Below are 20188 nucleotides of genomic sequence, written 5' to 3'. Positions count from 1 at the left end.
AAAGCTGACTCTGATTAGTATAAATAATTTATTGTTGACTAAATACGGCTACAAGTTCCTGAGCAGGATGACGCTTATTGCCCTGGCAGCTGATAAAGCGATTGACTGGGAAGGATATCATTTGACTGTTACGATAATGATGGCGGGTAAAAGGTGTATCGTGATTGGAAATAACGACAGTGATACCCCGAGTAGCGCTTTCCATAGCAAGCTGGGCCAAGTCAATTTGATCCGCTTCATTAAATTTTTTATTCGTATAAGAAGCAAAATTGGCGCTTGCTGATAGAGGTACATAAGGTGGATCACAATAAATCAGGTCACCTGTACGCGCTTGAGCAAAAGTTTGACGAAAATCACCTTGAACAAATTGTGCTGAATGACTTTTTTGCTGAAAGTGAATCATTTCCAGGCGTGGAAAATAAGGTTTACTGTAGCGGCCAAAGGGAACGTTATATAAGCCTCTACGGTTATAGCGACATAGACCGTTGTAGCCATGACGGTTTAAATAGAGAAATAAAGCCGCTCTCAACCGTTTATCGGTACTTTGATTAAATTCCTCGCGTAATTGATAGTATTTTGATGCGCAATTATTTTCACTTACAAAAAAACGGGCACAATAATCAATAAATACTTCGCCTTCTTTTTGCAAGCAGGTAAACAAGGCAATTAAATCACTATTTTCTTCTGCTAAAAGATAATTTTTGTAGTGGGAGTTAACAAAAATTGCTCCAGACCCAGTAAAAGGTTCGATGAGGCGTTCTGCGGCAGGTAAGGAGTTTAAAATAGTTTCAATACAGCGAAATTTGCTGCCAGCCCATTTCAGGAAAGGTTTGGTTTTAATCATAGGAAGAGTACTGATTTATTACAGCGAAGTATTACTTAATATCGCATAAATAACCAGATCCTGTCGCGTCAATTTTATAATAATTGTGTAATCGCCAGTTCACTGGCTGCGAGAGTGATGGTTGACGCTGTCTGCTTGCTGTGGGTATGATTCAGGCACTACGATTTAGATGCTGGATGAATACGTGAACGAACTTAGCGAACTATTGAGACCTTCCTGGGGCTCTGAACAATGGATTTTAGAGGGTTGGAACCGTATTTCCAGCGAAGAAAAAGAATTGATTAAAAACCGGATGGACGAGTTATTTAAGGATGGCCTTCCTTTCGAGTTAAAGCATGATAAATTGTTTTATATCTACACGTTCTCTTTATTGGCTCAATTGGAAGTTTTAGCAATCCAGGTGCCATTAAAATTCGAATCCAAGATGTCCTCTCCCAAAGATCAAAAGCGTATGAGAATTCAATTACTGGATGAAATTTTCCATGGCATGGTTTTCACCAAAATTGTTTATTTATTGTGCGCACCACATGCTTTACCACCTGCATACAACGAAAATATTGAACACCTGTGTAATTTTATTCGTAATGAAGATTGCCCCAAGATTGCGGTGGTTTTATTAAATTTAATTGGGGAAGGGTGGATTGAAGAAATTTTCAAAAGCCTGCAGCGTCAGGGAATTGCGGAAAAAGTATTTACAACTATTATCGATGATGAGCATCGACATGTATGTGAGGCCGATTTATATCGTGATATTGGGCTACCTGAGCACGATCTTATGCGCACCAAGCTTGAATATCTGGAAAACCAATTACTGAGCAATATATTTTTACAATATAAATATGTGGCTTCGGTAGTAGCATTACAGGGCGTTGATGGTGCAATTGAATTTTTACAAGAGCTGGATAAGAAACATACTGAGCAGATAAAGAAAATAGGGCTTGAGCCAAGTGAAAATTGGTACTTTTTTATGAAAGTTGCGCATGAGCTCTTCCCGCGTATCCAGCGGTATGCTGAACTCAACCATGAAATTGAAATGACGCCTATTCGCAAAGTATTCATGACTCAATGGGATAATCCCAGTGATCCGACTATGGTAGGTGAGTTCAATCTCAATGTAAGTTGCATTGATTTTTTTAATAAGAAATTCCCACCGGAAACAATTACTACGCTTATGATGCACGCTATAAGCATGGGGATAAGTGAGAATGATTCTTTCCGTTCTTTTCTAAGCCATCAGAAAATGTATCAGAGTAAAGAAGCCTATGTCGGTTTAATTGTAAAATTACCGGAGTGCGGCGATCACATTGGGACTATTGTTTTTGAGAACTGCCACCAAACAACCGTACAAGAGTTAGCGGTTAGAGTAAGGAATATTGTCAGAGTGATGGTTTACTGTTACAAGAGGCGGGAGCAGCTTGAGCAAGAATATCCTCATCTAAAGGCTATTGTTAATAAAGGATTATATGAATTTGCAAATGATTTTTACGCTTATCCCATGCCTGGAAACTCCGTTGTCTCTTTAAGTAATATCGGTTTTTGCGGTTATGCACGAACCAAATCCCCTTTGCGTTCTTCCGAAGCGATGAAAATTACCCTGTTAGAGGTTGAACGTAAGCCGGTATGGAATAAAGCGACTCAAGAATTTGAACCACAGGATATTCTTCCTGTATCTATCAGCGCTGATCATCGTATTTTTGATGGCAATTTGCCGGTACCCAAGTTAGTTACTCACTATTTTAATAAAGCGTTTGAGAAGATGTTAGCTAACTTGCCAGTACCTATAAAACCAATTAACCAACATTATGATCACCAATTTGTACAAGTGGCTGAACGATTATTAGCAAACAATTTAGAGATGGGGTACAAGGGACTGTTGGTATTACAGACCTACTGGCTTGATTTTCTTGCGTTTGAGGAATTGTTCAATCATGAGCTGGCGAAGGAAATGGCCGAGCGCCTTCAAGAACAGAACCCAGACATCACATTTTCTAATGTCTGAGATTTGTGGCCTGGATGCAATAAGTAGAGACTTTAGCGGGATTCCAATTGGTCGGGCAGATTGCCCGCCACTATATTATGTTGCGAGAGTAAGCAGAAACACGGCTATTAAAGCAACTAACCCTAAACTTAAATTACCACCAGGAACGAGTTGAATCCCTCCGCGAGGATCAACTGCCCTGGCGCGCCAGGTCATCAACGCAGGTAAAAGCAATAAGAGAATGACACAGCAAATTCCTGCATAGCTTAGGGCATGCAGGTAAATGCCAGGATTAATTAATACAACTGCCAGCGGTGGGAGAAAGGTTAGTATTAAAGTCCATTTGCCCTGTAATCCGGTTTTCTTCAGTGTCAGACCATCGGCTAAAAAATCAAATAAGCCAATGGATACTCCCAAGAAAGCAGTAACCATGCAAATCGAAGTAAAAAAGCCAAAAAAGCCAGTAATCCACTGACTTTGCACGGCATTGCTCAATGCATTGGTTAGGCCGCTAGTAGCATGGTCATTCGTCATGAGTGCCAGTAAACCATTACTGCCTTCTCTCTGTACGACACCCATGATCACGGCATCCCAAAGAATATAGCAAGTCAAGGGAACCAGGGAACCAAGAAGAATAACCTTACGTAACGCATGAACATCGTCATTAAAATATTCGCGCAAACTCGGTACGATCGAAGCAAAGCCAAATGAGGTGATTAAAATCATCAGGCTACCCGTAATGGCTTTAATGGAGCCACCACGCAAGCTGCTCAGATCCACATGTGGACTGATAATAATTACCAACAGCAAATAAACACCAAGTTTACCGAACATAAGGCCGCGATTAACGTAGTCAACGGCCCGAATCCCAGCATAGACAACCAAACTAAACAGCAAAGTAAACAAGAGTGAGGTTAACCAGCTAGGGAGAGAAATATGGGCTTTTTGCAGTAAGCCATTAAAAACGTCACTACCGCCGGAAATATAGGCCGCCAGCAATGTGTAGAGAAGAAAAAGATAGGTGATCCAGGCAATAATTTGTCCCGGTTTTCCAAGAGTGAATTTTGCCATCGATACCATATTAGAACCGGCCGGTAAACGTAAGTTCACTTCTAGAATAAGTAAGGCACCTACGGTCATAACCAGCCAGCACATAATCAAGAAAAAAATTGAATTGGTAAAGCCAACCTCCGCCGTTGATACGGGGAGAGCGAGCATTCCTCCGCCAATGGAGGTGCCAACAATTAGCAACATACCACCAATGAATTTCGAGTCAGGCACTGTAACGTCCATTTGTATAAAATTAAACCAATATGATAAATTAAAATACCTGTTGGAGTCAATGGTATTTTAGTTAACTTACATGAATTAACTAGATTAACCTACTAACTGCCAAATTGCATTAATAAGTAATACTACCGACGAAGTGATAACTAACCATTGGGCTATTTTACCGCCAGGTACTTGATAGCGGCTTGAAAATTTTTTTCTGCCATACAAAGTCATCAATGCTGGCAGAAGAAGTAATAAGATCACGCAAAAAATACCGGCATAGCTTAGGGCGTGGATATAGGCGCCAGGATAATAGATCACAATGAGCAGGGGTGGAACGAAAGTTAGCAGAAACAAACCAAAACCCTGCCTGCCTTTCTGTGCCATCTTTAAGCCGTCTGCCAGGAAACTAATGAGACACAGGGAAACACCAAGAAAAGCAGTTAGCATACAGATGGAAGTAAAGAAATTAAACAAAGAGCTAATCACGTTATTTTGCACGGTGTTAGATAGGGTGGCTGCCAGCGCGGTTGTGGTATGGGCATCATGCATCAAAGCGACTAAGCCATGTTCACCATGGGAAGCGAGGCTACCCATGATTACGGCATCCCAGGCTAAATAGCATAAAAGAGGGATCAATGAACCAATTAATACGACTTGTTTGAGCGCCTTGACATCGTCATTAAAGTAGTCACGCAAATTAGGTACAATGATTGCAAAGCCGAATGATGTGATCAAAATCATCACTGTGCCGGTGATGTATTGGTAATGTCCCCCCTGAAAGTGGGTAAAATTAATATGGGGGGCAATCAATACCACGAGAAGAAAATAGATTGCTAATTTACCAAACATTAAACCGCGATTAAGTAAATCCACGCGGCGAATGCCACCGTAAACCACCAGGCCAAAAAGTACAGTGAACAAGAGGCTGGCTTGCCATTCGTTAATAGAAATGCCGATTTTGCCAAATAAATTACCAAAGACGTCGGCACCCCCGGAAATATAAGCGGCTAAAAGGGTATAGAGAAGAAAAAGATAACTCAACCAGGCCAGGAATAAACCTGGTACACCAAGTGTTGCTGCAGCCATAGAAACCATATGCTTACCGGGTGGTAAATAAAGGTTGGCTTCCAGAATAAATAGCGCGCCGAGTGTCATGATCGCCCAGCATAGCAATAAAAAAAGAGAGGATTGCCAAAAGCCGGTTGCTGCATTCGCTACAGGCAAGGCAAGCATCCCTCCACCAATCGACGTGCCGACAATAAGAAGGATTCCACCAATAAATCTGGATTTCATAAATACACCTACCAGTTACTGGGCGCGCATGGTAGTAAAACTACTTGAAAACGCCTATAAAAGGAGCAGGCTGAGCCTGCGCAACCGAACAATTGTTAAACCACTGTATTTCCAGGCGGCGATTTTGAGCACTGCCATGAACAAGGTGATTGTCCGCAACAGGGTTTTTATCACCATAACCCTCTGCAATCAACCGTTGAGAAGGAATATCATTAGCCCATAAAAAGGTCAACATGGTTTCAGCACGAGCTTGTGACATTTTTCTTTTATAGTCACGCGAACCAACATTATCAGAAAAACCTGCAACATAAACGGGGCAGTGTGGAGGATACATTTTGATTAATTTGATAATGCTGTATAAGCCTGGATAACAGAGTTCATTGAAGCGCGCACTGTTAAAAATAAAATAGCGATCGGTAGGCACTATGAGTGTGAGAGTGTCGCCATATTCAACAAATTGGATATCAAATTTTTTTAATTCATTAATAACGGATCGGCGGCTCTCTTTATTAAGCCCTACGAGAGCACCTACCGCGGCGCCAGCTGCTGTTCCTACCCCAACAGGTCCGGTTGCTGCAGCAACAGCAACGGTTCCAGCCAAAGCACCTTGGCTGGCTGGGATATAGGTGCGGTTATAGGGTTTGAAATTGTTATAGGGTGGGCGGAAGCAGCCACTCAAAGCAAAAGTCAATAAACTAACAAAGGCCAAGCGCCCAAGAGAGCTCTTGTGTGACATTCCCACTCCTTTAATAGAAGAATTTTTCCATTATTAAGCATCCATATCTATTTCGCAATCAACAGTTGCTGGAATAAGTTGTTAAGTTAAAAATAGTTTTATAAATACTACGCAATTCGGTTCTGATTGGTTATAGTGGTTAAGATAACGCGTTCACAATACCCTTAACTATGGTAACTGAGAAAAAAGTTTCTTTCCCATTGGCTTTGGCTGCTTTAGGGGTGGTTTTTGGCGATATTGGTACTAGCCCTCTGTATGCCATGCGTGAAACCTTGAGTGGTTTACCAATCGATTTGATCGATGTGCTCGGTGTTCTATCGTTAATTTTCTGGTCATTAATCCTTGTTATTTCCATCAAGTATTTAGTCATCGTTTTTCGCGCTGATAATGAAGGGGAAGGCGGCGTTCTGGCATTGTTAGCCCTGCTGAAGCAAAAAAAGACGACTCATGAGCCTCTCTTTTATCTCCTGGCTATCTTTGGTGCCGGCCTTCTATTAGGTGATGGGATGTTAACACCGGCAATTTCGGTGACCAGTGCCATAGAGGGACTTAAAGTCATTGCGCCTCAGTTTAATGATTTTATTATTCCTTTATCATGCACCATTCTGATTTTACTTTTTATTATGCAATCGAAAGGTACTGGAAAAATTGGGGCTGCTTTTGGACCCATGATCCTGGTTTGGTTTGTTACCATTGGCATCTTGGGGGCGGTACATATAGTTGATAATCCTGTCGTGTTGCAAGCGATCAACCCTTATTATGCGTATGATTTTTTACATACGAATGGTTTAAGAGGGTATTTCTTGCTTGGAGGCGTTTTCCTGGTAATGACAGGCGGGGAAGCCCTTTATGCTGACATCGGGCATTTTGGCAAAAATCCCATTCGTTACAGTTGGTTTTGCATTGCTTTACCTGGTCTTCTATTAAATTACTTCGGCCAAGGTGCACATTTGCTTGAACATCCGGAAGCCATCGAAAACCCCTTTTATATGCTCTCTCCTGATTGGTTCAACATTCCTCTTATCGTCATAGCTACTATTGCTACGGTAATTGCTTCACAGGCGGTGATTTCAGCCACCTTTTCCTTAACCAAACAGGCTGTTTTATTAGGTTTATACCCACGGCTGCCGATTGTGCAAACATCAAAAGAACATATGGGCCAAATTTATATTCCACAGATGAATTTTGTCTTATTAATCGGTACGTTATTGCTTATTTTTACTTTTAAAAATTCAAGCGGTATGACCCATGCTTATGGTATTGCCGTTAACCTGGATATGTTGTTAGTGACAACCATGGTCGCTTATGCAGCAAGCCATGTATGGCATTGGTCTTTAATTCGCATCATTCTTGTGTTTACCCCTTTCCTGTTTATTGATTTGACTTTCCTGGGTGCCAATGCTCATAAATTCTTAACCGGGGGTTGGGTCCCAGTCTGCTTTGCTCTCGTTGTTGCTTTCATCATGTATACCTGGAACTTGGGATTGCAATTTTTAATTCATAATTTTTATATGCAGAAAGAAGATATTTCAAAAATTGTCAAACAGTTACATTATAAGTCCCTTAAGCAACTATCAGGATTGACGGCGATCTTTATTACCGATATCTATGATCGCAGCGGCGGTAGCTTTCTCCATTTCCTTAAACTAAGCCTTGCTGTCCCGGAAAATATATTGATTGTTAATTACACAGTAGAAAACAAACCTCACGTACGCTCAAACCAGCGTTTTCAAGTCAATCGACTGGACGAAAAAATTTGTCAGTTAACCTTACATTACGGGTTTATGGACAATATTTCTGTTCCGCAAGCTTTAACCAAAGCGAATGAGACAAAAGGCTTGCTCCCGTTTGAACTGAACATTGAGGCGGCAACTTACCTTGTTGAGGTACCGAATGTTGTGGCTTCGCGGGAAAAAAAGACACTCATGTTTTTTTGGCAGGAAAAGTTGTTTGCTTTTCTAATGCGGAACTATTCTGCAAACCTGAATATCGAATTTTATAAGTTACCTTATAACCGAACCATTGCTATTGGCAGCTATTGTATTATTTAAATTGACAACCTTGCCAGGTCTGTTGACCTTTCGACTCAAAGCGAAAGGTCAACAGGCTAGGGTTTTTCACCAGCAAGGTTGAGAACGTTCTTTGTTATGCGGATACACTGCAGCTATCAGTCAGAGGTGTTTTCGGTACAACGATTTGTACATTGATACCTTTGATTGTCGGGCTGTTCTCATAGGCTTCTTTGAGGTAATCAATTAAGGGAACATCGACAACCTTATTGTAGATTGAAGAGGCTTGTCGAAAGGTAAGAGCGCCGTTTTTCCAAAATACAAAGCCCAAATGAGAGACATTTAGATTGGTGCCAATTTGCTCGCGCAAATTCCAGTTGGGTCTTACGATTTCAACAATTGCTCCGTCAGGTATTTGAGCAAACAGGTATTGGTTTGGCTCACCTTTTGCGTTAAACAAGCTAGTCAGGGGGATGTAGGGCAGTTGAGCGTTGGTTTTTGGCAATTTGCTTCCCCTGCTTTTCAGTTCGGCTAAGCGCTTTGTCTGCTCTGCTTTATCCGGTGATTGCAAGCGGATGGTTGCCAGGGTGAAATGTTGGTACCAGGACGGTTTATCAATCAAAGCGTTGGCTATTTTGGCAACAGGCGCTTTGTTTTTATCCTGAAAGGATTCAGTGATGTCTTTGACAAAACCCTGACGCTGATTGTTTAGGTTCCAATCAAGCTCGGTAAAATGATTACGGGTGATGTAGCTAACCTGTCCATTGTGGTAACGCAGTTTGCTCAGGCATTGCTTAAATCTTGTGGTGTCTTTAGCCAGTGCCAAGGCCAGTACTGTCGTTACATAAGTTTCACAGTCAAAAGCATCTGTTCGATAACGAGGCTCTTGATCAAAGCGGGCATGGCTTCCTTCACCGAGGGCGCCAAGGGCGTAAGGTTTGCCTAAAAATTGGGCGCTTATGGTATCAAGCCTGTGCGTCATATCAGATTTCTGCATCTGATTCAGGCTGTGGTATAGTTGGTTTATTGTTTCAATAGCCTGTTGTTGTTTGGGGTGAACAGCAGCATTGGTATTGAATGATAAAAGACCCAGACAACCAATCCAAACAAGATGTTTTGTTATTTTTAGATACTGGTAAAACCTATTCATAACTTTCCTCATTCGTGTGGAGTATATATTTTAACCTATGACGTTGTTGAGGTACAAGAATGCTTAATGCAATATGGTTGGGGATGATCCTCCTTTCCGTTGTAGTCGGAGTAATCCAGGGGCGTATCGAACAAGTTGTCCATGCAGTGACAGATTCTGCAAAGCTTGGTTTTGAGATCGCTCTGGGGTTAACGGGTATCATGGCTTTATGGTTGGGTATCATGGCCATTGCTTCAGAATCTGGCTTGGTCAATCGTTTTGCCCGATTATTGCGCCCTGTGATGCGTCGTTTGTTTCCTGATGTCCCGGTTGATCATCCTGCCATGGGAGCCATGATACTCAATATATCGGCTAATATGTTAGGGCTTGCCAATGCTGCTACACCTTTTGGTTTGCAGGCTATGAAAGAGTTGCAGCGCTTGAATGAACAAGCGCAAGAGGCCAGTGATGCTATGTGTACTTTTCTGGCAATTAATACCTCTAGCGTGCAACTGATTCCGGCTACTGCAATTGCTTTTCTTGCCGCAAATGGCAGTACGCATCCAAGTAGTGTTATTTTTAGCGCCTTGGTTGCAACGTCTATTTCAACCTTAGTTGCTATTATTGCGGTTAAGAAACTCGCTAAATTACCTGGTTACCGAATCAAAGAGATGAGTAGCATCAATGAATAACTTTGCCAACCAATTTTCTAACTGGATCTTCCTGGCTTTTGTGGTAGGGATCCCTTTGTACGGGGCCCTGAAAAAAATTAATGTTTTTGATGCCTTTGTAACGGGCGCTAAGCAGGGCTTTGATACCAGTGTAAGCATTATTCCTTACCTTGTGGCGATGATAGTTGCCATAGGCATGTTACGTGCCTCAGGTTTTTTTGAACTACTTAGCAGTTTGCTTGCGCCAGCACTGTCGGCTATTGGTATGCCAACCGAGTTACTGCCGTTAGCCCTCATTAGGCCTTTTTCCGGGAGTGCTTCAACTGGAATAATGGCTGAATTAATCCATGAACATGGAGGGAATTCGCTGATTGCCAAGACCGCGGCAACAATGATGGGAAGTACAGAGACAACTTTTTATGTTGTTGCTGTTTATTTTGGTGCAATCGGTATAAAGCGTACAAGACATGCAATTCCGGCCGGTTTATTGGCTGATCTGGCAGGTATTATTGCGAGTGTGGTTATTTGTCGTTATCTCTTCGCCTGATTGACTGAAAGGCTATCTTTTCTTATCGATGAACTATAATCAACCAATAGGGTTAATTATATGGTGATTCAGATGTCTAAAAAAGTGAAAAAAGAAGGGGCCAAGCTAAGAAACAAAAAACTGTCTTCCGACGATTTAAAAAACATCTCTGGAGGTAGCAAGCCTGGAATTAATGTTAAGCCCGGCGCCAACCAAAATCCTGCCGTTGCCCCTAGTTCTAAAAATTGATGAAACGGAAACGGCTACTTTTATTTCTTGAATTCGAAATCCTGCAATATCAGCTATATACTGAAAACATAGGCTAATCGAACGGCATGATTTATGGCAAAATTGTTTCGTGAAAAAAGTCTACACCGATTAAACAGTCCGGAAAAATTAGATAATCTTTTTCGTATTGTTCCTCCTTTAAATTGGCTCATATTAACAGCCCTTGTTCTTCTTTTGACCATGATTGTGGCTTGGTCTCTATGGGGTACTATTGATACGCGGATTTCTGGCAACGGAATTCTGATTAGCGGCGGGCAAAAAATATATGACGTTATCGCGGAAGATTCAGGCCGTTTGCTCACTGTTAATGTGAAAATTGGTGATCTGGTCAAGAAAGGCCAGCAATTGGCCACTATTAAACTACCCTTGCTTGCTTTAGAACTGGAACATAAACAACAGATGCTGGATTCACTGCAAAAGCAGCGCGGCAATCTACACCAGTTTATCCAAAAAGATTTTAAACTCGAAAAACAGAATAATATTGTACTCCAACAAAATTGGGCTAAAGATTTGGAAAATGCCAATCTTCATGTGCAATATTTGAAAAAATCACTCGATGAGCAAGAGAAATTAGTTGATAAAGTGGTTTCTCGCCAAGAGTTAGCCGAACTAAAAAGTAATTATTTCAAAGAATTACAACAACGTGATGAAATTAGAAAAAAGATGTTGGAAAACGTTATTGAATTTAAGCGCCGTACGGAAGCCAATCAACAACGATTAGTGGAAATCAGCAATCGTATTTTACAGGTGCAACTGGACTTAGCCCTTATTCAGAAAAAACTTAAAGTGGGGAGTATTATCCTAAGCCCTGTCGATGGAGAGATCATTAATATCATTGGCAAACCAGGGGAAATTGTACAAAGTGGGGTCAAGATTATGGACATTGAACCCTACGCTGAAACGGTAGATGCAGTGATTTATGTGCCTGCGGGGATGGGTAAGGTTATCTTGCCTGGAATGCCAGCCCAGGTAGTGCCTAGTACAGTAACGAAACAGGAATACGGTAGTATCGTAGGCGTTGTCGAGGATGTAGCGAATTTCCCCAGTAGCCAGAGTAGCATGATGGCTGTTTTGTCGAATGAAAAATTAGTGGAAGATTTTACAAAGTATGGGCCTCAATTGTATGTGCGGATTAATTTAACCAAAGCAGATACACCAAGTCATTATAAATGGACTACCTCGAAGGGGCCTAATATGATTGTGACTAACGGCACTTTATGTACAGCAGATATTATTACTAAAAAACAGCCTCCTATTAGTTTGCTTATACCGGCGATTAAACAATTTTTAGGGATAGACTAATGAATTATGATAATGACTAAATTGTTTTATCGTATAAACAAGACACCCAATATTTTGCAGATGGAATCTGTTGAATGCGGTGCAGTCGCTCTGGCAATTATACTGGCTTATTACGGCCGATGGATTCCCCTTGATGTCTTACGTAATGATTGTGGCGTTTCTCGTGATGGCAGTAGAGCTGATAATATTTTTCGCGCAGCAGAAAAACATGGTATGGAGGTGAATGCTTACAGCATTGAACCTGAAGAGATTGTACAATCTCATTTACCAGCAATTATTCATTGGGAATTTAACCATTTTGTGGTTCTGGAAGGAGCAAGTAAACACCATGTCTATATTAATGATCCGGCCTATGGCGCACGTGTTTTAACATGGAGTGAATTTGACGAAGGTTTTACAGGCATTATCCTTGAGTTAACTCCAAGTCCTCAGTTTGTTAAATCTGGCCATAGACCCAAAGCGTTACCCAGTTTATTGAGCCGGCTACGAAGCTCTATAACAGCTGTCATTTTCATTGTACTTGCAACATTAGCATTGGCAATCCCGGGGATTGCTATCGCAGGGCTGAATAAGATCTTTATTGATGAGGTTCTCATTCAGGATATGACGAATTGGCAAAGGCCTGTCTTAATCAGTTTAGTGATTGCGGCTTGTTTTAATGCGTTATTAACCTGGTATCAACGAATTATGTTGAGTCGGTTAGAAACTAAAATGGCTCTAATGACTGGTTCTTCCTTTTTCTGGCATTTACTTCGCTTACCCATGTCTTTCTTTAATCAGCGCTATCTGGGGGATATCCTTAATCGTTTGCAGGCTAGCGATACGGTTGCCAATTTAGTTTCGCAGCAATTTGGCACGAATATGGTTAATATATTATTGGCTTTCATTTATCTGGTCATTCTATTCTTACTAAGTGTGCCTTTAACGTTGCTAGTAATATTCTCTACTCTAATTAATGTGGTAATTCTCCTTCTTGTTGCACAACGACGAGCCAGTGAAAGCAAACGGCAAACCAAAGCGTTAAATAATCTAATGAGTACAGCAATTAGTGGTTTGCAAATGATGGAAACTTATAAGGCATCTGGTGCCGAAGGTGATTTCTTCCGTAAATTTAGCGGCATGCACGCTAATTATTTATTAGCTGAACAACAGTTGGGATGGACGAGAGATTGTATTTCCGTAATACCAACCGTGTTGGAGTTATTAACCAATACACTCATCTTAGGGTTGGGTGCCTGGTTAACAATCGAGGGAGAGATGACTATTGGAGCAGTGGTCGGGTTTCAACTTTTATACAGGGGATTTATCTATCCAATCAAAATGTTGGTGATGCTGGCCGGAAAGATTCAGGAAACTACAGCCGATTTATTAACGATAGAAGATATTACCTCGCATAAACTGGCAGAGCGTTATCAGGAGACTACAAAAAAAACCGCCAGGATTCATAAGCTGATAGGACACGTTGTTTTTGAAGACGTTACATTTGGCTATAGCCCTCTCGCAGAGCCCTTATTAACAAAATTTTCCCTGGAAATTAAACCCGGTAAACGAGTTGCTTTGGTAGGAAGTTCAGGAAGTGGTAAATCAACTATCGGTAAACTCTTACTCAGCTATTATCAACCTTGGTCAGGTAAAATCTGGATTGATGGAAAATTATTGCAGCAAATCCCCAACGAGGTAAGAGTACATTCAATTGCTAGCGTCGACCAGGATATCAATTTATTTCATGCAACGTTAAAGGATAATTTAACACTATGGGATCCTCTGGTTCCGGATGAGGAAATACTCAATGCTTGTAAAGCAGTTTTAATGCATGACGCGATTACTGGTGAACGAGAAAATGGTTACGAAAGCATGATTAATGAAGGCGGCACCAACTTTAGTGGTGGACAACGCCAACGTTTGGAAATCGCCCGTGCGTTGCTCCAGAAGCCCAGTATCCTTATCCTGGATGAAGCAACTTCCGCGCTTGATGCACAAATGGAACAAATTATTGACACGCATTTACGGCGTTTGGGATGTACCTTGCTAATCATTTCTCATCGTTTAAGTACGATACGTGACGCCGATGAAATCATTTTGCTGGAAGGAGGCAACGTCGTTGAGCGTGGTACACATGAAGAGTTGGTGGCTCTTCAAGGGGCTTATTGTCGTTTATTAGCGAGTGAGGCCTGATAATGACTGGTACTTCAGAAAAGCAAGATTCTTTTCCGCGAGAGTTTGATTTACTTGCGACTGATTGCCATTATGAAATTATCAGCGGGAGCGTTGATGTGTTTCTAATCCCTACTCGCGGAAAAGAATGTGGTAAGCGTTATCCTTTAGGACACTGGAAAACCGGTGAAATCCTTATTGGATTGCATGGGGGGGGTAAGCAGGAGAACCTGCAATTATTAGCCTCTTGCTCTGGCAATGCTACCTTAAAGCGCTTACGCTGGAATGCCCTTGCCAAGCCATCACGATTAGAGTCTTTACAACAATGGAAGCAACACTTTATTACTTATTTACATCAATATAAAAGTGACTATGCCAACGAGCCTGGTGCCGATATCGCTGCCGGTCCACCCGACAAATTATATGATGAGCTCTTAAGTTTTTACCAGCATATTCAGCCGCAATTAATGGCTACTATCAAGTTGGCACGTTACCAGGAAGCGCAACGTATAAGCGAAAGGAAAAAAATTGAAAATAATGTACTCAAACGCGCTTATATTCAAATGCTTTCAACTCTGCATAACTACAGCGCTATTGGTAAAATAGGACGAAGTAATACGTTAACGTTTTGCATACAAAATGCAGCCCAGTTTTATCAAATCCCCTTAGCTGAACATATTACCTTTACAAGAATAGAGGAAATAGCATCAAAAACAGACATGCAAACGCGCCAGGTCCGGCTGAGTAATAAGTGGTGGCAAGCTGTTACACACCCGCTATTATTAAAAAAAGAAAATGAAGAAGGATTTTATCTGGTAATACCTAAGGGGGCCCGTGGTTCCATTTTGATTGATCCCCTCAAAGGGTTAAGGAAAAAATTAACTCTCGAAGACGCCGAGTTATTTTCAACGGAAGCCTGGCAAATCTATTCTTCGCTACCTCAGGAAAAACTAAAAATTAGAGATTTATTTTCTTTTGCATTCCAAGGCTGCCAGCGAGATTTAATTCGCTTGGTAGTGGTAGGTTCTTTCGCTGCAATACTCAGTTTGGTTACTCCATGGTTTACTGGCATTTTATTTGAACAAGTAGTGCCTGCCGGCGATAAATTGCAATTGCACCAGATTGTATGGGCTTTGGTAGTCGCAGCTTTGGCTGCTGGTTTATTTGAACTCGTTCGAGCTATTACTGTGCTTCGGGTCGGCTCCAAGTTAAATCTTAATCTTGAAATCGCTATTTGGGATAGACTTATCCGCCTTCCTGTTACTTTTTTTCAGCAATTTACTACCGGTGATTTAGCCCAAAGGGCCATGGCAACCAGTCGTGTTCGGCAAATTATGGCTGGCGTCGTTATTAGTTCGCTTCTAAGTGGTATTTTTTCACTATTTAGTATTGCACTATTATTTTATTACGATGTTAAATTGGCCTTAATAGCTATTTTCCTCATATTGTTCGTTTGTGTTTACACGCTGTTTATTAGCATAAAGCAACTTTTTCATTACAAAGCAATAGCATCTCTTGGTGGGGAGCTCTCTGGTATAGTGATACAACTATTAGGGGGTATTGGTAAAATCCAGACTAGTGGTCGCGAAAAAACAGCTTTCTCGTTGTGGGCTATAAAAAACAGTCAGATAAAAAAGGAAACCTATAAGTCCAATTGGTATAACGCGTTGTTATCCAGTTTGAATGCTTTATGCCTGACTATATTGTATGTCATTATTTTTGCCCAATTTGTTAGCCGTGAACATCCGCCCAGTTTGGGAGTGTTTTTGGCGTTTAACGCGGCTTTAGGACAGTTTACCGCGAGTATGCTCGCAATGACCGATGCAATCAGTACTGTTATCAACAGTATCCCCATTATGAAGCGCGTTAAGCCTATTATTGAAAACATCCCTGAAATCTACGCCGGGAAACTTGATCCCGGGATGTTACAGGGTAAGCTTGAGGTAGATCATTTACGATTTTCTTATTCCTCCAAAGAGCAGACGGTTGTTAAAGACGTTTCGTTTATAATTGAGCCTGGGCAATATATTGCAATTACTGGGCCTTCAGGTTCAGGGAAATCAACACTTTTGCGTCTTTTACTTGGTTTTGAAAAGCCTGTGCAAGGCAATATTTTCTTTGATGATCATGATATTAAGCAGTTAAATATACAGCGCGTTCGCGAGCAATGCGGAGTAGTCTTACAAAATAGTATATTAGTTTCAGGCACTTTGTTTGATAATATCGTCGGTTCCGCACCTTTAACTCAGGAGGATGCCTGGCATGCTGCGGAAATGGCTGGTTTGGCCGATGATATCCGTAAAATGCCAATGGGAATGCATACTATCGTCTCTGAGCGAGGAGGAACCTTATCGGGAGGCCAACGCCAGCGTGTACTCATTGCAAGAGCACTGGCTAGAAAACCAAGGATTCTATTCTTCGATGAAGCAACCAGTTCTTTGGATAATCTTACCCAGGCTGTTGTTATTGAAAGTTTAGAACGATTAAAAGCGACTCGCTTGGTTATTGCCCACCGTTTAACGACCATCGAAAAAGCCGATTTAATCCTGGTAATGAATCAGGGTGAAATTATCCAATCAGGCACTTACGCCGAATTAATGCAACAGGATGGTTTATTCCAATCTATGGCTAAACGCCAGCTTTTTACCTAGACTGTCTATTGTTGCTATCTGCCTCTAGGCAGCCAAGGGATTGTTGGATTCAATCTACCGCCACTGACATCTTTTAAATTCTCAGAGCCAAGCTTTTTTTTCTTGGTAGTTGTTACTTTTTCGGCTTTAGGGGTTTTCTCTTTTCTGCTCATTTCTTTCTCCACAGTGTTTATGCTTGATTAAATGCATCAAACCTTAGAAGTATAGTCTATTAGTATAAAAAATGAACAGACATAAGGTAAGTCAGGTTATGCTATTTTGTGTGGTTTATTAGGACCTTTACTGGCAAGAGCAGCTCTCTCATACTGTTTTAATTGAGCTAATAACAGGTTGCTCTTGGTTTTAAAAGAAGCCATTTCTCTGGCGGGAACGGGTAATCCCCGTGGTAAATCAACGGTGGTAGGATTCTTGGGTTGCCTGTTGATATGAAACTCATAATGGCAATGCGGACCTGTTGCCAAACCTGTTTGTCCGACATAACCAATAACTTGCCCGCGTTTGACATAGGAGCCTCTGGATAAGCCCTTTTGAAATCTCAACATATGTCCATAAATAGTACTGTAAAGTTTATTATGGCTTATCTTAATCATGTTGCCATAACCACTCTGACGCCCAATAATTTCAATACGCCCATTACCTGTTGCGGTGATTGGAGTACCGATTGGCGCCGCCAAATCAACGCCTTTATGAGGACGCTTGTAATGTAAAATGGGATGTGTCCGTGATAGGCTAAAAGTTGAGCTGATATGGCTAAAGCGAAGCGGATATCGATTGAATGCCTTCTTTAAACCCGTCCCTTGCGGGGAATAATACTCAGAGTTCCCTGATTTATCAGTGTGGCGAATAGCCTGATAAGTTTTGCCCCGATTTTTGTAACTCACTGCAATAATATTACCTGTGCCAACTACTTTATTTTCAATATAAAAAGCTTCGTAGATGATAGTGAATTGATCCCCTGCACGTACTTCTTTGGCGAAATTAATATCCCAGGTAAAAATTTCAGTCATTTGCTGAATGAGCTTATAAGGAATGTTATTGCGCTTGGCGGTACTATACAGAGAACCGCGCACAGTCGCAGTTACGTAATGGTTATAGCTATTCATCTTGCGCGAATTCACTTTGCTTTTATAGCGCTGCCCTTCTTTGGAAACAACTAAATACTGTGTTTCGCTAAAAGGAATTATCATCTTTTGCAAGGTGTGCTTTTTGATCAAAAATTGTAATTGTTGATTTTGCTTGAGATGGGTGAGTGTCCTTGCATGTGGATTATCGTGAATAATGGCTTGCAATATTTTCGGACTTAACCCAAGTCGATTAAATACGGTGGCGAGGGAATCACCACTCTTTGTAATAACTGTCTTCCACTCATTTTCAGGCGCCGGTGGTGCTGGTGTACGCGCAGGGGCAACAGATTTAGGCTTTGTTGCCACAGAGGCCTGTACAGTTGTTTTAGAGGGCTGGCTTACCTTCGGTGCTGCTTTTGCAGGTGTGTTTTGAGTTCGCACGGTGGCGGCTGCTTGCCTTACAGCAGTCACTGGAATAGAACTGGGCTCTTCTAATTCTGGTACCGACAAACGGTTTTCACTGTAACCGGTTTTGTGCTTGTGGGGAAAGGATTTGACTAAAACAAAAGGCAGAGCAAAAGCGATCACCAAGGCAATAAGTGCCAGCAATTTAGAGGGCTTTGCAGAACTTTCTAATGAGACATTGGGTCGTTGATCCATGTTTCGCCTTTACTACTGTCATCCTGGAGAATGCTGTTATTAAAATGCTACAGTAAATTTATTTACAGTCATCTTCTGGTCCTGACCGCTTAGTTAAGGTGCCTCAACCCAATCGGTAGATTGATGAATCAGTCACAACTAGTCATTACCACTTAAGCTTAACGCTTCTAATCTCTTCTGATTATCTATACTCTAGCGAGAAGAGAATAACCGGGCTAAGATACTCGCTGTAGGATGTTAGGTCAATCATTAAAAATAAGGTTTTGTTGTTATGATAATCGAAAAATCAGTATGTACCGAATTAAAACGCGGTTGTGAAGAGGTACTTCCAGAGCAAGAACTGGAAAAAAAAATACAAAAAAATCAGGTGTTAACAATTAAAGCAGGCTTTGATCCTACCGCGCCTGATCTTCATTTAGGACATACTGTTTTGCTCAATAAATTGCGCCAATTTCAATTAATCGGCCACAAGGTAATTTTTTTGATCGGTGATTTTACGGCCATGATTGGTGATCCAACCGGAAAAAATGTCACTCGTATGCCTTTAAGCCAGGAAGAGGTCATTGAAAATGCCAAAACTTACCAACAGCAAGTATTCAAAATTCTTGACCCGGAAAAAACAACCGTTGCTTTCAACTCTGAATGGATGGGGCGTTTAAATGCAGCAGATTTAATTCGCTTAGCTGCGACTCATACGGTAGCACGAATGTTGGAACGAGAGGATTTCAGCAAGCGCTATAGTACAGGACAACCTATTGCTATCCATGAATTTCTTTATCCCTTAGTACAAGGCTATGATTCTGTTGTTTTAAAAGCCGATATAGAATTAGGTGGTACTGATCAAAAATTTAATCTTTTAATGGGGCGTGAATTACAGAAGCATTATGGTTATGAGCCACAGGTTGTAATGATGACTCCTTTAATTGAAGGATTAGATGGTGTTAAGAAAATGTCGAAGTCCCTCAATAATTATATTGGTATTAGTGAGCCAGCAGAAACGATGTTTGGCAAAATCATGTCCATTTCAGACGAATTAATGTGGCGTTACATTGATTTACTTAGTTTTAAATCGAGTAGTGAAATCCAGCAAACCAAAAAGGCAGTTTCTGAAGGTTTAAATCCGCGGGATGTTAAAATTGATTTAGCCAAGGAATTAATCGCACGTTTCCATGACACAACTCAGGCAGAGATTGCCCACCAGGCTTTTATCGAGCGTTTTCAAAAAGGAACGATTCCAGACGATCTGGTGGAACAAACCATTTCTTGTGAAGGCTCAATCGTTATGGCGCAACTTCTTAAACAACTTAACTTGACAAAAAGCACGTCAGAGTCTATTAGGTTAACTAATCAAGGTGCGGTAAAACTTGATAGCGAGCGGGTAACTGACGCTGCAATGACACTCAATGCTGGTCAATCTTATGTTATTCAAGTTGGTAAACGTCGAATAGCCAAAGTGCGCTTACAAAAAGCAGACTGAAATAAAAAACATTTTTTTGATAAAAAATGAAAAAAGTGTTTGACAAGGAAGTCTGGATGAGTAGAATACGCATCACGCCTTCGGGGCGGGTTCATTAAGAAGTGGAAGACAAACTGTGTGGGCGCTTCGAG

Annotated in this window: 16 protein-coding genes; 9 read left to right on the top strand and 7 right to left on the bottom strand. The window is 41.2% G+C overall.

The window, feature by feature from the left end; genetic code table 11:
- Positions 1–28: 28 nt before the first annotated feature.
- Positions 29–844, bottom strand: coding sequence for a Dam family site-specific DNA-(adenine-N6)-methyltransferase (locus Lfee_RS13985; protein ID WP_058447606.1), 816 nt, complete (start codon positions 842–844; stop codon positions 29–31).
- 184 nt (positions 845–1028) lie between these two features.
- Here Lfee_RS13985 and Lfee_RS13980 point away from each other — a divergent pair, with 184 nt between their 5' ends.
- Complete coding sequence (locus tag Lfee_RS13980) at positions 1029–2843, top strand: 2-oxo acid dehydrogenase subunit E2 (protein WP_058448035.1); 1815 nt, start codon at positions 1029–1031, stop codon at positions 2841–2843.
- Positions 2844–2918: 75 nt separating this feature from the next.
- Here Lfee_RS13980 and Lfee_RS13975 read toward each other — a convergent pair whose 3' ends face one another.
- From Lfee_RS13975 to cmpA, 3 genes are all read right to left on the bottom strand, one after another.
- Positions 2919–4103, bottom strand: a complete 1185-nt coding sequence (locus Lfee_RS13975) for an amino acid permease (RefSeq protein WP_082646662.1) — start codon at positions 4101–4103, stop codon at positions 2919–2921.
- Between the two features lie 96 nt (positions 4104–4199).
- Positions 4200–5390, bottom strand: coding sequence for an amino acid permease (locus Lfee_RS13970; RefSeq protein WP_058447604.1), 1191 nt, complete (start codon positions 5388–5390; stop codon positions 4200–4202).
- A 40-nt stretch (positions 5391–5430) separates the two neighbouring features.
- Positions 5431–6126 carry a C-OmpA-like family protein CmpA gene (gene cmpA, locus Lfee_RS13965; protein ID WP_058447603.1) on the bottom strand — a complete coding sequence of 232 codons (696 nt, stop codon included), beginning with the start codon at positions 6124–6126 and terminating at the stop codon, positions 5431–5433.
- A 170-nt stretch (positions 6127–6296) separates the two neighbouring features.
- Between cmpA and Lfee_RS13960 the strand changes: the two genes are divergently transcribed.
- On the top strand, positions 6297–8177 hold the full coding sequence (locus Lfee_RS13960; RefSeq protein ID WP_058447602.1) for a potassium transporter Kup: 1881 nt from the start codon (positions 6297–6299) through the stop codon (positions 8175–8177).
- Between the two features lie 94 nt (positions 8178–8271).
- Here Lfee_RS13960 and Lfee_RS13955 read toward each other — a convergent pair whose 3' ends face one another.
- Positions 8272–9285 (bottom strand): N-acetylmuramoyl-L-alanine amidase-like domain-containing protein, encoded by a 1014-nt coding sequence (locus Lfee_RS13955; protein WP_058447601.1) that lies wholly within the window; start codon positions 9283–9285, stop codon positions 8272–8274.
- Between the two features lie 59 nt (positions 9286–9344).
- Between Lfee_RS13955 and Lfee_RS13950 the strand changes: the two genes are divergently transcribed.
- The 6 genes from Lfee_RS13950 to Lfee_RS13930 all read left to right on the top strand — a co-directional run bounded on the left by Lfee_RS13950 (position 9345) and on the right by Lfee_RS13930 (position 16856).
- Positions 9345–9956 carry a nucleoside recognition domain-containing protein gene (locus Lfee_RS13950; protein WP_058447600.1) on the top strand — a complete coding sequence of 204 codons (612 nt, stop codon included), beginning with the start codon at positions 9345–9347 and terminating at the stop codon, positions 9954–9956.
- The gene (locus tag Lfee_RS13945; protein WP_058447599.1) at positions 9949–10482 is read left to right on the top strand and encodes a spore maturation protein; all 534 of its coding nucleotides are present in this window, start codon (positions 9949–9951) and stop codon (positions 10480–10482) included. Before Lfee_RS13950 ends, Lfee_RS13945 begins: the two co-directional genes overlap by 8 nt.
- A gap of 72 nt (positions 10483–10554) precedes the next feature.
- Positions 10555–10710, top strand: coding sequence for a hypothetical protein (locus Lfee_RS17125; RefSeq protein ID WP_156413403.1), 156 nt, complete (start codon positions 10555–10557; stop codon positions 10708–10710).
- A 93-nt stretch (positions 10711–10803) separates the two neighbouring features.
- A complete protein-coding gene (locus tag Lfee_RS13940) occupies positions 10804–12051 on the top strand; it encodes an NHLP bacteriocin system secretion protein (protein ID WP_058447598.1) in 1248 nt (415 codons plus the stop codon).
- A gap of 12 nt (positions 12052–12063) precedes the next feature.
- Positions 12064–14226, top strand: coding sequence for an NHLP family bacteriocin export ABC transporter peptidase/permease/ATPase subunit (locus Lfee_RS13935; protein WP_058447597.1), 2163 nt, complete (start codon positions 12064–12066; stop codon positions 14224–14226).
- Positions 14227–14228: 2 nt separating this feature from the next.
- Positions 14229–16856 (top strand): NHLP bacteriocin export ABC transporter permease/ATPase subunit, encoded by a 2628-nt coding sequence (locus Lfee_RS13930; protein ID WP_058447596.1) that lies wholly within the window; start codon positions 14229–14231, stop codon positions 16854–16856.
- A gap of 14 nt (positions 16857–16870) precedes the next feature.
- Here the strand turns inward: Lfee_RS13930 and Lfee_RS17120 are convergent, their stop codons facing one another.
- The gene (locus Lfee_RS17120; protein WP_156413402.1) at positions 16871–17008 is read right to left on the bottom strand and encodes a hypothetical protein; all 138 of its coding nucleotides are present in this window, start codon (positions 17006–17008) and stop codon (positions 16871–16873) included.
- Positions 17009–17104: 96 nt separating this feature from the next.
- Entirely contained in the window at positions 17105–18580 is a 1476-nt protein-coding gene (locus Lfee_RS13925) for a peptidoglycan DD-metalloendopeptidase family protein (RefSeq protein ID WP_058447595.1), read from the bottom strand.
- Between the two features lie 271 nt (positions 18581–18851).
- On the opposite strand from Lfee_RS13925, the gene tyrS reads away from it, so the two are divergent.
- The gene (tyrS, locus tag Lfee_RS13920; RefSeq protein WP_058447594.1) at positions 18852–20057 is read left to right on the top strand and encodes a tyrosine--tRNA ligase; all 1206 of its coding nucleotides are present in this window, start codon (positions 18852–18854) and stop codon (positions 20055–20057) included.
- Positions 20058–20188 lie beyond the last annotated feature (131 nt).

The organism is Legionella feeleii, assembly GCF_001467625.1.
GTDB lineage: Bacteria > Pseudomonadota > Gammaproteobacteria > Legionellales > Legionellaceae > Tatlockia > Tatlockia feeleii.
The sequence above is the reverse complement of the archived record's forward strand: the minus strand, read 5'-3'. Positions and strand labels throughout refer to the sequence as shown.